The organism is Streptomyces triticisoli, from assembly GCF_003270085.1.
Lineage (GTDB): Bacteria > Actinomycetota > Actinomycetes > Streptomycetales > Streptomycetaceae > Streptomyces > Streptomyces triticisoli.
On record NZ_QFDQ01000162.1, the window covers coordinates 15,599 to 30,926 of the forward strand.

The window sequence follows — 15,328 nt, forward strand, 5'->3', positions numbered from 1 at the left end:
TGGTTCTCCTCATGGTTGGTCGGGGGTCGTGTCCGCCGACCGGGCGGACCGGAAGCGGACACGGCCGCCGGACAGGGCCTTGCTCTCCTTCACCGACGCCTCGAACCGCAGGCCGGTCCCGTCGCTCCAGCCGTGGACGTCGAGCCGGTCGCCCGGGAACACCGGTGCGGCGAACCGGGCCTGAAGCTCCACCAGGTCGGCCGGATGGGCACCCTGGGCCTCGGCCATCGGCAGGGTGGCGGCGGCGAGTGTGCACAGGCCGTGCAGGAACGGCCGGGGCATCCCCGCCGCCCTGGCCGCCTCGGGGTCGATGTGCATGTGGTGCCGGTCGCCGAGCAGCCGGTAGAGCGCGGCCTGGTCGGGGCCGGTGTCCACGGTCAGGTGGTGCTCGGCGGGTGTCTGGGGCCGCTCGGGGGCGGCGGGACCCCGCTCGCCGCCGAAACCGCCGCAGCCGGGGGCGAACAGCGACCAGGTCGCCACGAAGCAGTCGCTCGCCACCTCGATGTCGAAGACGGCGGCGGAGCCCTTGTCCCACACCTCGGCGACCCGAGCCGACATCGACAGCTCACCGGCCCGCGCCAGGGGCCGCAGGACGGTCAGGCGCTGGGCTCCGTGCACGGCGGTGCGGATGTCGAAGGCTCCCAGGGAGCCGAGGGCGTCGGGGGCCCACTGCGCCAGGGTCAGCGCGAACGTCGGCAGCACCCGCAGCCGCTCCTCGAACACCAGGTCGAGGTCGCTCGCCCGGGCGCCCACCGCGAGCGCGTAGAGGATCGCGTCGCGTTCGGTGTAGGAGACGGTACGGGTGCCCAGGTCGTGGCCGCGCCACGGGGACGAGGCCATGGGCGGGGTCGTCGGTGGGGTGGTCGGTGGGGTCATCGGTCCGCTCCCAGGATGAGGCCGCTGGTCGGCACGCCGGTGCCGGCCGTGACGAGGACGTGGCCGACGTCGTCGGGTTGGTTGACCGAGGTGCCGCGGACCAGCCGGACGCCCTCGGCGATGCCGTTCATGCCGTGCAGATAGGCCTCGCCGAGCTGGCCGCCGTGGGTGTTCACCGGCAGCCGGCCGCCGATCTCCAGGTTGCCGTCCGCGATGAAGTGTCTGGCCTCGCCGGTGGCGCAGAACCCGAGCTCCTCCAGTTGCGGCAGCACCAGCGGGGTGAAGTGGTCGTACAGGATCGCGGCGCCGATGTCGTCGGGCCGCAGGCCGCTCTGCGCGTAGAGCTGCCGGCCGACCAGGCCCATCTCCGGGATGCCGGAGATCACCGGCCGGTAGTAGCTGGTCATCATGTGCTGGTCGGCGCCCAGCCCCTGGGCCGCGCCGCGGATCACCGCGGGCGGGTGGGGCAGGTCGCGGGCGCGCTCCGCCGACACGACGACCAGGGCCTGGCCGCCGTCGGTCTCCTGGCAGCAGTCCAGCAGGCGCAGCGGCTCGGCGATCCAGCGCGAGTTCTGGTGGTCCTCCAGCGTGATGGGACGCCCGTGGAACCAGGCGGCCGGGTTGTTCGCGGCGTGCTTGCGGTCCACGACGGCGACCCGGCCGAAGTCCTCGCTGGTGGCGCCGTACTCGTGCATGTACCGGCGGGCGAACATCGCCACCCACTGGGCGGGCGTGTTCAGGCCGAACGGGGTCATCCAGGCGTAGGCGGCGCGGTCGGCGGTGGTGTCCATCGGACGGTCGGCCTGCCCCAGCCCGTAGCGCTCGCCGGAGCGCTCGTTGAAGGCGCGGTAGCAGACCACCACCTCCGCGGCGCCGGTGGCAATCGCCATCGCCGCCTGCTGCACCGTGGCGCAGCCCGCTCCGCCGCCGTAGCCGATGCGGGAGAAGAACGACAGCTCCCCCATGCCGGTGTTGCGGGCCACGTGGATCTCGGAGTTGGTCTCCGCGGTGAAGGTGACCAGGCCGTCGACGTCCGAGGGCTTCAGCCCGGCGTCGGCGAGAGCGGCGAGGACGGCCTCGCAGGCCAGTTGGAGCTCGCTGCGCCCGGAGTTCTTGGAGAACTCGGTGGCGCCGATGCCCACGACGGCGGCGGTGCCCGACAGGGCGCCGGCGGTCATCGCGCCTCCACCCCCTTCGGCAGCTGCACGGCGACGGTGCCGGTGACGTGGGCGCCCAGGCTGTTCGTGCCCCGTACGGCGACCTCGACGCGGCGGTCCTCGTCGGCCTTGGCGGTCACCGTGCCGCTCAGCACCATCGTGTCGCCGGGGTGGTTGGGAGCGCCGAGGCGGATCCTGACCGCCTTGACGACCGCGGCCGGGCCGGCCCACCCGGTGATGTACCGGTCGATCAGCCCGTTGCTGGTCAGGATGTTCATGAAGATGTCCTTCGAGCCGCGCTGACGGGCCAGCTCGGGGTCGTGATGCACGTCCTGGAAGTCCCGGCTCGCGACGGCCGTGGCGACGATGAGCGTCCGGGTCAGCGGAATCGACAATTCCGGGAGCGTGTCGCCGACGGCCACCTCGTCGTACGTCCGCGTGGCGGGGGTCGTGTCCGGCGCCGTCATGAGGCCACCGTCTCGCGGGCCAGGAGCTCGCCGAGCCGGGAGAGGCCGGCGGCGGCCCCGCCCAGGGTGGTCGCGATCTGCCTGCCCCACAGGAAGTGGCGGTGCACCGGGTAGTCGGTGTCCACGCCGATGCCTCCGTGCACGTGCTGGACACGGTGGACGACGTTCCATCCGCCTTCGCCGGCCCACCACTTGGCGACCAGCACCGCCCGCTCGGCGGCTTCGCCGTCCTCCAGCGCGGTCACGGCCTGCCACAGCGTCACCCGCATCGCCTCGATGTCGATGTAGCAGTCGGCGAGCTGGTGCTGGACGGCCTGGAAGGTGGCCAGGGGGCGGCCGAACTGATGGCGCTCGCCGAGGTGGCCGGCGGCGAGTCTGAGCGCGCCCTCGGCCACCCCGAGCTGCAGGGCGGCCAGCGCGGCGGCGGCGTGCTGGACGGTCCACTCGGCGACTCCGGTGCCCGGAACGCCGACGGCCTCGGCGACGGCGCCGTCGAGGGTGAGGTGGGCGCTGAGGTCGTGGCTGGTGGTCTCCGCCTGCTCCCAGGTGAGGCCGGCGGCGTCCGCGGCGACCAGGAACAGGCCGGGGCCCGCATCGGTGGCGGCGGTGACCAGGACGTGACCGGCACCGGCCGGCGAGGGCACCACGGCCTTGGTGCCGCTGAGCCGCCAGTTCTGCCCGTCGGCCGTGGCCCTGGTCGAGGGCGCGAGCGGATCGGCGGGCCCGAACTCCTCCAGGGCCAGGGTGACCCGGGCGGTGCCGTCGGCGGCGGACGGCAGCAGAGCCGTGCGCTGCTCGGCCGAGCCGTGCGCGGCGACGGCCATCGCTCCGACGACGGCCGGCCAGACCGGGACGGGCGCCACGCACCGGCCCTGCTCCTCCAGCAGCACGCACAGGGCGGCCGGCCCGAGGCCGGCGCCGCCAACCTCTTCGGGGAGCGCGAGGCCGAGCAGACCGGCGGCGGCCAGGTCGCCCCAGAGTCTGTCGTCGATCCGTGTCCCGGACGTCTCGACGGCCCGCAGCCGCTCGGGGGTGGCGCGGTCGGTGAAGATCTCACGCGCCAGGTCCCGGACTGCTTCGAGTTCTTCTCCCAGGGAGAAATCCATCAGTTCTCCTCCAGTGCGGCGGGCCGGAACACCGGCAGCGACAGGTCGGGGTCGGCGTCGAGCCAGTCGAGGACCACGGGCATGCCGATCTCGACGTCGTCGGGATCGGTGCCGACCAGGTTGGTGATGAGCCTGGTGCCCTCCGCGAGCTCGACGACCGCGACGACGAGCGGGTACGCGAACGCGGGGTGCCGGGGGTGGTGGTTCACCACGAAGCTGTGGACGTGGCCGTGTCCCGAGGCCTCGACGGTGTCCCACTCCAGCGAGGCACACTCCGGGCAGCACGGTCCCGGCGGGTGCCGCAGGGCCCCGCAGGCCGCGCAGCGCTGGATCACCAGCCGGTGCTGCCTGGCCGCCTCGAACCAGAAGGCGTTGTCCCGGTTGATCGCGGGACGCGGGCGCAGCGCCTTCGGCTCCTCCGGCTCCTTCGCTTCCTTCGCCGGCTCCTCCTGCGGTGCCGGGGCCTGCTCTGCGGGGCGGAACCGCAGGGTGCGCCAGCGCTGGGTGGCGACGACCTCGCCGTCCTGGTCGCGGTAGGTCTTCAGGGTGGTGACGAACCGTCCGGGGCCGAGGCCGGTCCTCTTCTCCGGTGAGATCGACTCGACGACCTCCTGCTGGCTGATGTGGTCTCCCGGCACCAGTTCGCGCAGGAACTCCAGCTCCGAGTCGGTCGCCACGACCGAGGTGTAGCCGCCCTCGTCGAGCAGTTCGACCAGTTCGTCGAAGCCCCGGCGGGCGGGTGCCGGACGGACCGTGGCGGCGTAGCCGCGCATCGTCCAGGCCTGGACCATCGAGGCCGGGGCGACCACGCCCGCACGTCCGGTGGCGCGGGCCGCCTCCTCGTCGACGTACACCGGGTTGGTGTCGCCCATCGCCTCGGCCCAGTGTCGGATCATCGGCTGGTTGACCGGGTCCTGGCCGGGGGTGAGCGGATTCAGCTCGCGTCCCACGAAGGCCTGGAGCCGCTTCTCGTACTCCTCGTTCACGCGCCACGCCCCTTGCGGGGAAGGCCCAGGCCCTGGGTGGCCACCATGTCGCGGAGGATCTCGTTGACGCCGCCGCCGAAGGTGTTCACGATGCCCTGGCGCGAGAGCTGCTCGACCTGGCCGGCCAGTACCGCGCCCGGTGACTCCGGGCGGATCCGGCCCGCCGCTCCCAGGATCTGCGTCAGGGTGCGCTGGACGTCGATGTGGGTCTCGGTGCCGTACGCCTTGGCCGCGCCGGCGTCGGCTCCGGTCAGCGTTCCCTGGGCCACCGCGCTGGTCATCTTCCAGTTCATCAGGCGCATCGCCTCCAGCTTGGCGTGCGTGCGGGCGAACTCCTGGCGGACCCAGGGAAGTTCGATGGTGCCGTTGTCCTTGGCCCACTCCAGTACCCGCTCCCACAGGCCGGCCGTCCGGCCGCCGAGGGCGGCCAGGCCGATCCGCTCGTGGTTGAGCTGGGAGGTGATCAGCGGCCAGCCGCCGTTCACCTCGCCCACCACGTCGGTGGCCGGTACCCGGATGCCGCTGTAGTAGGTGGCGGTGACGGTCAGTCCGCCGACGGTCCGGATGGGGCTCCAGGAGAACCCCTCGGCGTCGGTCGGGACGATCAGGATCGAGATGCCCTTGTGCTTGGGGGCGTCCGGATCGGTGCGGGCGGCCAGCCAGATGTGGTCGGCGGTGTTGGCGCCGCTGGTGAAGATCTTGCTGCCGTCGACGACGAAGTCGTCGCCGTCGCGGACGGCCCGTGTCGTCAGCGAGGCCAGGTCCGTGCCCGCCTCGGGCTCCGTGTAGCCGATCGCGAAGACGATGTCGCCGGAGAGGATCCCGGGCAGGAAGCGCTTCTTGTGCTCGTCCGACCCGTACTCCATGAGCGTGGGACCGACGGTGTTGACGGTGACGAACGGGAACGGCAGACCGGCCCGCTGGACCTCGTCGAAGAACACGTACTGCTCCTCGACCGAGCGGCCCTGGCCGCCGTACTCGGTGGGCCAGCCGATGCCGAGCCAGCCGTCGGCGCCGAGCCGCGCCACCACCTCGCGGAACCGGTCCCCGCCGACGCCTTCCTCGCCTGCCCGGCGGCGCTCGTCCTCGGGCATCATGCCCTCGAAGTACGCCCGCAGTTCCGTGCGCAGCGCGCGGTGCGCGGCGGTCTCGCGCAGTTGCATGTGGTTCTCCTCGCGTCGTCGCAGGGGGTGCGGTGGATCAGGGCAGGAAGCGGGCGCGTCCGTTGGCGAGGAACTCCTCGCGCAGCGCCGCCTTGTCCTGGTCGGTCATCGGGGTGTAGTCGGGCCGGCCGCGTCCTGCCCAGCGGTAGACCGGGTCGTCGGTGCGCCAGCCCTCGAGCTGCATCTCCTTCTTGCGCAGCTTGCCCGAGCCGGTGGTCGGCAGGGCGTGCGAGACACGGACGAAGCGGGGTGCGCTCTTGGTGCCGAGGTCCTTCTGGCCGGCGAGGAAGTCCGGCAGCCGGAGGTCCTCGAAGCGCGTTCCCTCGGGGATCTCGACGGCCGCCATCACCTGGTCGCCGGAGCGGGGGTCGGGCACGCCGAAGACTCCGGCGGCGACGATGGCGGGGTGCCTGCGCAGGATCCGCTCGGTCAGCAGCGCGGAGGTGTTCTCCCCGTCGACGCGGATCCAGTCCCCCGAGCGGCCCGCGAAGTAGAAGTAGCCGTCCTCGTCGACGTATCCGAGGTCGCCGGTCCAGTACCAGCCGCCTCGGATGCGTTCGGCGTTCGCCGCCTCGTTGTTGTAGTAGCCCTCGAACCGGGCGGCGCCCTCGGTGTCGATGATCTCCCCGATGGCCTCCTCGGGGTTCTTCACCCGTCCGTGCTCGTCGAGGAGGGCGGGCGGGCAGGTCTGGTGCGTCTCGGGGTGGATGATCCGGACGCTGTCGCGGGCGGGTATGCCGAGCGCTCCCGCGGGGCCGTCGGGGGCCTGCCGGAGCATGCCGGCGCCCTCGCTGGAGCCGTAGCCCTCGATGAGCCGGCATCCGAAGCGGCGCAGGAAGGCGTCCCGGTCCTCGGGCGAGGCCTCGGTGCCGAAGGCGTGGGTGAGCCGGTTGTCGGCGTCGCCGGGCTGCTCCGGCCGCGCCAGGATGTAGCCGATCGCCTTGCCGACGTAGGTGAAGAAGGTGGCACCGAAGTGCTGGACGTCCGGCAGGAAGCCGGAGGCCGAGAACTTGGGGGTGAGCGCGATGGTGGCGCCGGCGGTCAGGGCCGGAGCCCACAGCGCCATCAGCGCGTTTCCGTGGAACAGCGGCATCGGGCAGTAGCAGACGTCGCCGCGGCCGATGTGGTACTTCGCGCTGTTGGACCGGCCGAGTCCGGCCAGCCGGCCCTGGGAGCAGATCGCGGCCTTGGAGGTGCCCGTCGTGCCGGAGGTGAACAGCAGCAGCATCCGGGTGTCCGCGGTGACGGCGGGGTCGCGGACGGGTTCACCGGCGTGGGCGGCCACCCGCTGCGTGTATCCCGGCTCGTCCACGATCAGGAACCGGTCGCGGTCCACGCCGATGTCCAGGCCGTCGAGCAGGGCGAGTCCGGCCCGGTCGGTGATGATCAACTGGCAGTCGGTGTGCCGCACCTCCTGTTCGAGGTAGGTGCCGCGGCGGGTGGAGTTGATGCCGACCACGGTCGCGCCGCTGAGGGCGGCGCCGCCGAGCCAGAAGACGTACTCGGGCACGTTGTCCAGCAGCACCCCGATGTGGAAGGGGCCGTCGGCACGGAGTGATGCCGCCAGTGCGGCGCGCGCCGCGCTCTCCCGGACGACCTCGTCCCAGGTCCAGCTCCGCTCTCGGGTGCGCAGGCCCACGTGGGTGTCGCCGGCGCGGGCGAGGAGGAGGTCGGCGATGGTGTGGTGTGGCAACGTCGGTCCCTCTCACCCGGTGGCCGGGGTTTCCCGTCGGTGGTGTGTGGTGTGCGGGAGCCGGCCGCGTCGTCGCGTATGTGGCCGGCCCTCGTCGTGGTCGGTGGTCGTGCGGAGGTCGCCGTGTGGGGCGGCGGCGGGGTGTTCGCGACGCTAGTCACCCGGGTTCCGTGGGGCCGGGGCGGTCCCGCTGACCGGGAGCGCCCCGGCCGTCCTCGGTGGCCGGTCAGTCGAAGTTGGCCTGGCCGCCGTCCAGGGGCACCGTCGCGCCGGTGAGGTAGCGGGCGTCGGGCCCGCAGAGCATCACCACGGCCCGTCCGATGTCCTGTTCGCTGTCGCCGACGTAGCCCAGCGGGATGGACGCGCAGAACGCCGCGGCCTCCTCGGGGTGGGCTGCCTGCCACTTCTCGTAGGCGGGCGACACGGCGTGGGGTGCCACCGCGTTGACACGGATGCCGTCGGGGCCCCACTCGTTCGCGGCGGTGCGGGTCAGGGAGCGGATGGCCGTCTTGGCGGCGGCGTACGCGCCGTAGGTGCTCGGATCCCAGCGGACCATGGCCGAGGTGACCAGGTTGACGACGACTCCGCCGCCCCGTCGCTTCATGTGGGGGTGGGCGGCCTTCATGAAGGCGAAGGTGGCGAACGGACCGCTGCGGAAGCCCTGTTGGAAGTCCGTGTCGCTCAGGGACAGCAGCGGTCCGAAGGCGCCGCTGTAGGCGTTGTTGACCAGGATGTCGATGCCGCCGAAGTGGTCGGCGATCCGTTCCACCAGGGCGGGGACACCGTCGATGTCCTCCACGTCGCAGGGGAACGGTTCGGCCTTGACACCGCGGGCGCGCAGCCGCTCGCAGGTCGTCTCCAGTTTCTGCGGTGTCCGCCCGAGTACGGCGATCGACGCCCCCTCGGTGGCGAGTGCGAGGGCGATCCCCTGGCCCACGCCTTGTCCGGCTCCGGTGACGACCGCGACCTTGCCGTCGAGACTTCCCATGGGGTCCCTTTCTCCGTCGTCTGGGGCTTCGGCCCCGCGTCGGGGCCATCCTGGGTGTGCCGTGCTCCCGGCCGGGAGCACGGCTCCCGCTGAGTGGTACCGGCCGCTCGCGGCCGGGGGACCGTGCTGTCGCCGGCCCGGTCAGCGTGGGCGCGGCAGGTGCTTGTCGATGAACAGGCCCTCCGCCGTCACGCAGTCCCGGCCACCGGCCGAGACGGTGCCGACGGTGCGGATCTTCCGGCCGTCCACGCTGATCTGACGCCCGGTGATCGTCAGCGGCTCGAACAGCGGTGTGGGGCGGTGGTAGCGCACGGTGAGTTCCGCGGTCATCCCGGACGTGCCGCTCCAGTGGTTCGCCACGCCGAGGGTGTGGTCGAGCAGCAGCGCCGAGACGCCGCCGTGCACACATCCGGGCGGCCCCTGGTACGGCAGGCCGAGCGTGACGGTGCCCTCGATGGACCCGTCGTCCTTGCCGTACAGCGCCAAGGGGGGCGCGAGGGCGTTCTCGGGGCCGGTGACCGGGTCGTGCCGGGTGATGCCCTCACCGCGCCACATGGCGACCATGCGTTCCTCGCGGGCGGGGGCGTGCGCCTCCAACTGGTCGGCGATCGCGTGGAGTTGCTTGGCGACGCCGGTCATGTCGGCGTCCGTGTGGTCGCCGGCGAGGAGCAGGGCGGCGATCAGCCGGCGGGCCGCGGCGGCTGCCGCGTCGACCCCGTCGTCGTGGGCCGTGGCCGCCAGCCGCGCCGGTCGTACGGCGTTTCGGGGCGCCTCGTGGGTCTCGTGGGTCTCGTGGTCCTTGTGGCGTTCGGTGTTCATGGGGCGACCGCCGCGGTGGCGTGGGTGAGCACCGGGGCTCCGTCGCGTTCGGGGCAGGTGGCGCGCAGCAGCAGCCGTTCCGCGTCGCGCCACACTTCCGTCCGGATGGTCTCCCCCGGGAGCAGGGGGCCCGCGAACCGCACGGACAGCTGGTTCAGCCGTGTCACGTCGCCGTCGAGGAGGCCGTCGACGAGCGCCTTGCAGACCAGGCCGTACGACGCCAGCCCGTGCAGGATCGGCCGGTCGAAGCCTGCCGCGCGGGCGAACTCGGGGTCGGCGTGGAGCGGGTTGAGGTCGCCGTTGAGCCGGTAGAGCAGCGCCTGCCGGGGGGTGGTGGGCGTGTCCAGGACGGTGTCGGCCGGGCGGTCCGGTGCCGACCAGGGTGTCTCCGGGCCCGGGTCTCCTCCGAATCCGCCCTCTCCCCGGGCCCAGATCTGCATCGTGGTGGTCCACAGGGCTTCGCCCTGCGGGTCGGCCGCGGCCGACTCGAGCACGATCACCGCGGCCTTCCCCTTGTCCCACACCTCGGCGATCCGGGAGCTGACGGTGGCCGAGCCCGAGGCCGGCAGGGGCCGGTGGACGGTGAGCTCCTGTCCGGCGTGGAGGATTCTGCCGAGGTCGATGTCGATGCCCGGCAGGTCCATGGACATCACCGAGGTCTCGCCGGCCGAGATTCCGGAGCCGGCGACCACGGCGAAGGTGGGCAGCACCGTGAGGTCGCGTTCGAAGGTGAGGTGCAGTTCCGGGTCGGTGGCGGGGTCGGAGCCGGCTCCGAGGCTGAGGTGGTACAGGAGCACGTCGCGGGTGGTCCAGCTGATCTCGCGCACGGACGGGGGCGCGCTCAGCGCCTTGTCGCGGTCGATGGCCATGGTCGGTGGTCGGCCTTCCTGTTCAGCGGTGCTTCGGGGCGGGGACGGGGGCGGGGTCGCGCTCCAGGCCCAGCAGGCGTTCGCCGATGATGTTGAGCTGGACTTCCGTCGTACCGCCGGCGATCGACAGGCAGCGGGAGTTGAGGAACATCCAGGTGGCGTCGTGCCTCGGGCCCTCGCCGGTCAGTGTGGCGCTGCCGCGCCAGTCCATGGCGGTCTCCCAGACCTGTTGCTGGTGCTCGACGCCGATCAGCTTGGCGATGCTCGCCTCCGCGCCCGGCTGCTGTCCCGCGACCGAGCGCAGCGTCGTCCGCAGTGCGAGCAGGCCGCCGGACTGCGCGTCGCAGAGGATGGAGCCGAGGGTGGTGAGCCGTTCGTCGTCCATGTCCTGCGGGGCGGTCGCGGCGATCTCGAGCAGGGTCTCGCCGCCGGATCCCAGGGACGAGTCGTGGGAGAGGGCGACGCGTTCGTTGGCCAGGGTGGTGCGGGCGAGCTTCCAGCCGTCGCCCGGCTCGCCGACCAGCAGGGCGTCGGGGACGAACACCTCGTCGAGGAAGACCTCGTTGAACTCGGCCTCGCCGGTGATCTGCCGCAGCGGGCGGATGTCTATGCCCGGCGCGGTCATGTCGAGCAGGAAGTACGACAGTCCCCGGTGCTTGGGGGCGTCGGCGTCGGTGCGGGCCAGCAGGATGCCCCAGTGTGCGTCGCGGGCCATGGAGGTCCACACCTTCTGCCCGGTGATCCTCCAGCCGCCGTCGGTCTTCTCGGCACGGGTGCTCAGGCCGGCCAGGTCGGATCCGGCGCCGGGTTCGCTGAACAGCTGGCACCAGACGATCTCCCCGCGCAGTGTCGGCCCGAGGAACCGCTCCTGCTGTGCGGTGTCGCCGTGTGCGATCAGGGTCGGCACCACCCAGCCGCCGATGATCATGTCGACGGCGGTCAGTCCGGCCGTACGCATCTCCTCGGCGATGACCAGCTGGGCGACCGCGTCGGCGCCCTTGCCCCAGGGGGCGGGCAGATGCGGTGCGGTGTAGCCGTGGTCGGCGAGGTGGGCGAGTCGTTCCCTGCCCTCCAGGGCGCTCGCGGCCCGGAGTTCGGCGCGGACCTCGGCGCGTACGGTCTCGGCCTCCGGCGGCAGTTCGACCCCCAGGTGGCGGCGGGCGCCGTCCAGGGTGAGCCGGGAGACCCGGCGGTGCCACCGGGCGGTCGGCCCGAGGGCGATGCGCAGGGTCTGGGCCCGGCGCAGGTAGAGGTGCGCGTCGTGCTCCCAGGTGAAGCCGATGCCGCCGAGGACCTGGATGCAGTCCTTGGCGGTGGCGAAGGCCGCCTCCACGCCGGTCGCGCCGGCGACGGCGGCGGCGAGCGAGGCCTCCCGGGGGTCGGCGACGGCGTCCGGGTCGCCCGCGCGGGCGGCGTCCCAGGCACAGGCACGGGCCTGCTCGGCGCGGGCGAGCATGCGTGCGCAGCGGTGTTTGACGCCCTGGAACTGGCCGATGAGGCGGCCGAACTGCTCACGCACCCGGGCGTATTCGGCGGCGACGGCGACGGTCCGGTCGGCGATGCCGGAGGCCTCCGCCGCGAACAGGGTGGCGGCCAGGTCGAGCGGGAGCCGCGGGTCGACGGCCAGCACGTCACCGGCGGGGATCAGCGCCTCCCGGGGGCGCACGCGGGACGAGCGGCGGGTCGGGTCGTGGCTGAGTACGTCGGTGGTCTCCACCGAGGCGCGCGGCAGCACGACCCACGCCGTGCCGTCGCCGTCGCGTACCGGCAGGACGAAGACGTCGGCGACGTGCCCGCCGATGACGAGTTCGGACTCGCCGGAGACGGACACCCCGCCGTCGCCGGTGCGCGACAGGGTCAGGCTGCCGGGGGCCAGGCCCACCGCGCCGATGGTGGTGCCGTCGGCGAGGCCGGCCAGGTGGGTCCCGTGCCCCGCCCGGTGCAGCACCGCCGCGGCCAGGGTCGTGGGCAGGAACGGGCCGGGGGTCAGGGCCCGGCCCAGCTCCTCGGTGACGACGGCGAGTTCGACGAGCCCGTAACCGGCGCCGCCGGCCTCCTCGGGCAGGTGCAGGCCGAGGAGGCCCTGTCCGGCGAGGGCCGGCCAGTACGGCGGAAGGGTCTCCTCCTTGGCGTCCACCGCCCTGCGGACGGCCTCCGGGGTGATGTGCCGGGTGGTGAACGTCCGTACGGCGTCGCGCAGATCGCGGTGTTCCTCGGTCAGCCCGATGGTCATGGTGCCCCTCAGATCCGTTCGATGATCGTGGCCGTGGAGTGCGCGCCGCCCGCGCACATGGTGATCAGTGCGGTGGACTTGTCGCCGCGCTCCAGCTCGTGGAGCGCCTGGGTGATCAGCCGGGCACCGGTCGAGCCCACGGCGTGGCCGAGGGCGATCGCGCCGCCGTTGACGTTCACCTTGTCCATGTCGGCCCGGTGGACCTGCGCCCACGACAGCACGACGGAGGCGAACGCCTCGTTGATCTCGACGAGGTCGATGTCGTCCAGCGTCATGCCGGCCTTGCGCAGCACGTGGCTGGTCGCCTCGACGGGGCCGTCGAGGTGGTAGTAGGGGTCGGCGCCGACCATGCCTGAGGCGACGATCCGGGCGCGGGGACGCAGTCCCAGCCGGTCGGCCGCCTCCCGGCTCGTCAGGAGCACGGCGGCGGCGCCGTCGCTGATCTGCGAGGAGTTGCCCGCGGTGTGGATGCCGTCGGGGAGCACCGGCTTCAGCGCGGCAAGGCCCTCCGCGGTGGTCTCGCGCAGACCCTGGTCGCGGGAGACGACGGTGGTTTCGCCGGTCGGGCCCTCGGGGCCGACCGCGGGCGCCTCGACGTCGAGGACCTGGCCGTCGAAGCGCCCTTCGGCCCAGGCCCGGGCGGCCTTGTGCTGGGAGGCCAGGCCGAGGGCGTCCGCGTCGGCGCGGGTGATGCCCCGCTTGCGCGCGATGCGTTCGGCGGCGGTGAACTGGTCCGGCATGTCCAGGGACCAGTCCTGCGGCACCGGCGTTCCGGTGCCGGGGGTCTGCGCCGCTCCCAGGAAGACCCGGCTCATCGACTCGACTCCGCAGCCGATGCCGACCTCGACCGCGCCGGAGGCGATCAGTCCGGCGATCAGGTGCACGGCCTGCTGCGAGGAACCGCAGGCGCAGTCGACCGAGGTGCACGCGGTGGAGTACGGCAGCCCGGCGTACAGCCAGGCGCTGCGGGTGACGTTGTTGGACTGCTCCCCGGCCTGGGTGACGCAGCCTCCGACGACCTGGTCGACCGCTTCGGGAGCGATGCCCGCGCGGTCCAGCAGGCCTTTCTGTGCCCGGCCCAGCAGCGCGGCCGGGTGCAGACCCGACAGCGCGCCGCGGCGCCGGCCGACCGGCGTACGCGCGGCTTCGACGATGACGGCCTCGGCCATGGCTCTCCGTAAGGTGTGAGGCGGCCCGTGTCGGGCCGGTCGGGTGTCTTCCGGCCCGGTTGCCCGGCGCTCCTGTCCGGGCACGGCGGCATGGACGAGAAACTAGAATTCATTCTCTTCCCGGGCAATGCCCAGTCCCACTGAGTGACCGCGCGCTTCCTCCCGGGCCCGGTCTCCACGGCTCCGGGACGCTCCTCGCTCCGGCGATCCCGCGGCCCCGGTTCCGATCCCGCGGCCCCGGTTCCGTTCCGGTTCCGGTCAGTGGGACTGCCCCGGTGGCCGCCGCCCCGGCGAATCTACGGTCCAGGCTCGGAGACCATGTGGCCGTGAAGGGATGGGAGCAACGTGACCGCAGTCGAGTCTGAGCACGACGCCGTCCGTGCCATCGAGGCGGAGGCGGCACCGACGCGCTTCGCCCGTGGATGGCACTGCCTGGGGTTGTCGGAGAAGTTCAAGGACGGCAAGCCGCACTCCGTCCAGGCCTTCGGCCAGAAGCTCGTGGTGTTCCAGAGCAGCGACGGGAAGCTGAACGTCCTGGACGCCTACTGCCGCCACATGGGCGGCGACCTCTCCCAGGGCACCGTCAAGGGCGACGAGGTCGCCTGCCCGTTCCACGACTGGCGCTGGGGCGGCGACGGCCGCTGCAAGCAGATCCCCTACTCCCGCCGGGTCCCGCTGCGGGCCCGCACCGCCGCCTGGCCCGCGCTGGACCAGGACGGGATGCTCTTCGTCTGGAACGACCCCGAGGGCAATCCCCCGCCGGCCGACGTCGCCATCCCCCGCATCGAGGGCGCGACCAGCGAGGAGTGGACCGACTGGGTGTGGTACGAGACCACCGTGGACGCCAACTGCCGCGAGGTCGTCGACAACGTCGTGGACATGGCGCACTTCTTCTATGTGCACTACTCCTTCCCGACCTTCTTCAAGAACGTCTTCGAGGGGCACACCGCCACGCAGTACATGCGGGGCGCGGGCCGCCCGGACGCGCGCCCGCAGGAGGGCGACGGCAAGAAGACCACGGGCAGCGACTCGGTCGCGACGTACCACGGCCCCTCGTTCATGATCGACGAGTTGGCCTACCAGTACGACACCGGACCCGTGCGCTGCGTCCTGATCAACTGTCACTACCCGGTGAGCGCCGACCGCTTCGTGCTGCAGTACGGCATCATCGTCAAGCGCACGGACCTGCCCGAGGGCGACAACGCCGACGAACTGGCCGCGGGCATGGCCGAGTTCATCAAGCTCGGCTTCGAGCAGGACATCGCGATCTGGAAGAACAAGGCCCGTATCGACAACCCGCTGCTCTGCGAGGAGGACGGCCCGGTCTACCAACTGCGCCGTTGGTACGAGCAGTTCTACGTCGACGTGGCCGACGTCAAGCCGGAGATGGTCGAACGCTTCGAGTACGAGCTCGACACCACCCGCCCCGTCGAGGCGTGGCAGAAGGAGGTCGAGGAGAACCTCGCCCGCAAGGCCGCCGCGGCGGCCGGAAGCCGGCCTGCCTGATGGCGCGGCAGGACAACCGTCTGACCGACGGTGCGCCGATGCAGCCCCTGGGGTGTCCGCGGTGCGGCAACCAGGTGCTGGTCCGCAAGAGCAGCTGGCACCAGACGAGTGTGCAGTGGACCACCGCGGCCATGGAGGGCTGCCCGGAGCGGCAGGCGTCCGCTTCGGGCGGCGGAAACGGTGGCGGTTTCACCGGCTGCGAGGCGCTGCGCGCCGCTATCCGGGACGCCGCGGTCACCGGCGCCCTCCACGTGCCGGAGGACTGAGCGTCCGGACCGTGCGGTCGTGACAGGCGT

At 72.6% G+C, this 15,328-nt stretch carries 14 protein-coding genes; 2 read left to right on the plus strand and 12 right to left on the minus strand.

Annotation, left to right across the window (positions count from 1 at the left end; translation table 11 throughout):
• Nucleotides 1-9 precede the first annotated feature (9 nt).
• From DEP02_RS21790 to DEP02_RS21845, 12 genes are all read right to left on the minus strand, one after another.
• Nucleotides 10-876 carry a MaoC/PaaZ C-terminal domain-containing protein gene (locus DEP02_RS21790; RefSeq protein WP_232839225.1) on the minus strand — a complete coding sequence of 289 codons (867 nt, stop codon included), beginning with the start codon at nt 874-876 and terminating at the stop codon, nt 10-12.
• Complete coding sequence (locus DEP02_RS21795; RefSeq protein ID WP_112469377.1) at nt 873-2,054, minus strand: lipid-transfer protein; 1,182 nt, start codon at nt 2,052-2,054, stop codon at nt 873-875. The genes DEP02_RS21790 and DEP02_RS21795 overlap by 4 nt, the downstream gene beginning before the upstream one ends.
• On the minus strand, nt 2,051-2,500 hold the full coding sequence (locus DEP02_RS21800) for a MaoC family dehydratase (RefSeq protein ID WP_112469378.1): 450 nt from the start codon (nt 2,498-2,500) through the stop codon (nt 2,051-2,053). The genes DEP02_RS21795 and DEP02_RS21800 overlap by 4 nt, the downstream gene beginning before the upstream one ends.
• On the minus strand, nt 2,497-3,606 hold the full coding sequence (locus tag DEP02_RS21805) for an acyl-CoA dehydrogenase family protein (RefSeq protein WP_112469379.1): 1,110 nt from the start codon (nt 3,604-3,606) through the stop codon (nt 2,497-2,499). The genes DEP02_RS21800 and DEP02_RS21805 overlap by 4 nt, the downstream gene beginning before the upstream one ends.
• Nucleotides 3,606-4,592 carry a bifunctional MaoC family dehydratase N-terminal/OB-fold nucleic acid binding domain-containing protein gene (locus DEP02_RS21810; protein ID WP_112469380.1) on the minus strand — a complete coding sequence of 329 codons (987 nt, stop codon included), beginning with the start codon at nt 4,590-4,592 and terminating at the stop codon, nt 3,606-3,608. The genes DEP02_RS21805 and DEP02_RS21810 overlap by 1 nt, the downstream gene beginning before the upstream one ends.
• Entirely contained in the window at nt 4,589-5,755 is a 1,167-nt protein-coding gene (locus tag DEP02_RS21815; RefSeq protein WP_112469381.1) for an acyl-CoA dehydrogenase family protein, read from the minus strand. The genes DEP02_RS21810 and DEP02_RS21815 overlap by 4 nt, the downstream gene beginning before the upstream one ends.
• A 37-nt stretch (nt 5,756-5,792) precedes the next feature.
• Entirely contained in the window at nt 5,793-7,448 is a 1,656-nt protein-coding gene (casI, locus tag DEP02_RS21820; protein WP_112469382.1) for a steroid-22-oyl-CoA synthetase, read from the minus strand.
• A gap of 226 nt (nt 7,449-7,674) precedes the next feature.
• Nucleotides 7,675-8,436, minus strand: coding sequence for an SDR family NAD(P)-dependent oxidoreductase (locus tag DEP02_RS21825; RefSeq protein WP_112469383.1), 762 nt, complete (start codon nt 8,434-8,436; stop codon nt 7,675-7,677).
• Nucleotides 8,437-8,577: 141 nt separating this feature from the next.
• Complete coding sequence (locus DEP02_RS21830) at nt 8,578-9,255, minus strand: PaaI family thioesterase (RefSeq protein ID WP_112469384.1); 678 nt, start codon at nt 9,253-9,255, stop codon at nt 8,578-8,580.
• Complete coding sequence (locus DEP02_RS21835; RefSeq protein WP_112469385.1) at nt 9,252-10,124, minus strand: MaoC/PaaZ C-terminal domain-containing protein; 873 nt, start codon at nt 10,122-10,124, stop codon at nt 9,252-9,254. The genes DEP02_RS21830 and DEP02_RS21835 overlap by 4 nt, the downstream gene beginning before the upstream one ends.
• Before the next feature lie 22 nt (nt 10,125-10,146).
• Nucleotides 10,147-12,357, minus strand: coding sequence for an acyl-CoA dehydrogenase family protein (locus tag DEP02_RS21840; RefSeq protein WP_112469386.1), 2,211 nt, complete (start codon nt 12,355-12,357; stop codon nt 10,147-10,149).
• Nucleotides 12,358-12,365: 8 nt separating this feature from the next.
• Nucleotides 12,366-13,526, minus strand: coding sequence for a steroid 3-ketoacyl-CoA thiolase (locus tag DEP02_RS21845; RefSeq protein ID WP_112469387.1), 1,161 nt, complete (start codon nt 13,524-13,526; stop codon nt 12,366-12,368).
• Nucleotides 13,527-13,871: 345 nt separating this feature from the next.
• Here DEP02_RS21845 and DEP02_RS21850 point away from each other — a divergent pair, with 345 nt between their 5' ends.
• Nucleotides 13,872-15,032: a 3-ketosteroid-9-alpha-monooxygenase, oxygenase component gene (locus DEP02_RS21850; protein WP_112469388.1), complete on the plus strand. Its 1,161-nt coding sequence runs from the start codon at nt 13,872-13,874 to the stop codon at nt 15,030-15,032.
• Entirely contained in the window at nt 15,032-15,298 is a 267-nt protein-coding gene (locus tag DEP02_RS21855; protein ID WP_112469389.1) for a ferredoxin, read from the plus strand. The genes DEP02_RS21850 and DEP02_RS21855 overlap by 1 nt, the downstream gene beginning before the upstream one ends.
• The last annotated feature ends 30 nt before the right edge of the window (nt 15,299-15,328 follow it).

Excerpts from the sequence above, each read along its gene's own strand:
- DEP02_RS21790 (WP_232839225.1), bottom strand. The coding sequence starts at position 876 with ATGACCCCACCGACCACCCCACCGACGACCCCGCCCATGGCCTCGTCC.
- DEP02_RS21795 (WP_112469377.1), bottom strand. The coding sequence starts at position 2,054 with ATGACCGCCGGCGCCCTGTCGGGCACCGCCGCCGTCGTGGGCATCGGC.
- DEP02_RS21800 (WP_112469378.1), bottom strand. The coding sequence starts at position 2,500 with ATGACGGCGCCGGACACGACCCCCGCCACGCGGACGTACGACGAGGTG.
- DEP02_RS21805 (WP_112469379.1), bottom strand. The coding sequence starts at position 3,606 with ATGGATTTCTCCCTGGGAGAAGAACTCGAAGCAGTCCGGGACCTGGCG.
- DEP02_RS21815 (WP_112469381.1), bottom strand. The coding sequence starts at position 5,755 with ATGCAACTGCGCGAGACCGCCGCGCACCGCGCGCTGCGCACGGAACTG.
- DEP02_RS21825 (WP_112469383.1), bottom strand. The coding sequence starts at position 8,436 with ATGGGAAGTCTCGACGGCAAGGTCGCGGTCGTCACCGGAGCCGGACAA.
- DEP02_RS21830 (WP_112469384.1), bottom strand. The coding sequence starts at position 9,255 with ATGAACACCGAACGCCACAAGGACCACGAGACCCACGAGACCCACGAG.
- DEP02_RS21835 (WP_112469385.1), bottom strand. The coding sequence starts at position 10,124 with ATGGCCATCGACCGCGACAAGGCGCTGAGCGCGCCCCCGTCCGTGCGC.
- DEP02_RS21840 (WP_112469386.1), bottom strand. The coding sequence starts at position 12,357 with ATGACCATCGGGCTGACCGAGGAACACCGCGATCTGCGCGACGCCGTA.
- DEP02_RS21845 (WP_112469387.1), bottom strand. The coding sequence starts at position 13,526 with ATGGCCGAGGCCGTCATCGTCGAAGCCGCGCGTACGCCGGTCGGCCGG.
- DEP02_RS21855 (WP_112469389.1), top strand. The coding sequence starts at position 15,032 with ATGGCGCGGCAGGACAACCGTCTGACCGACGGTGCGCCGATGCAGCCC.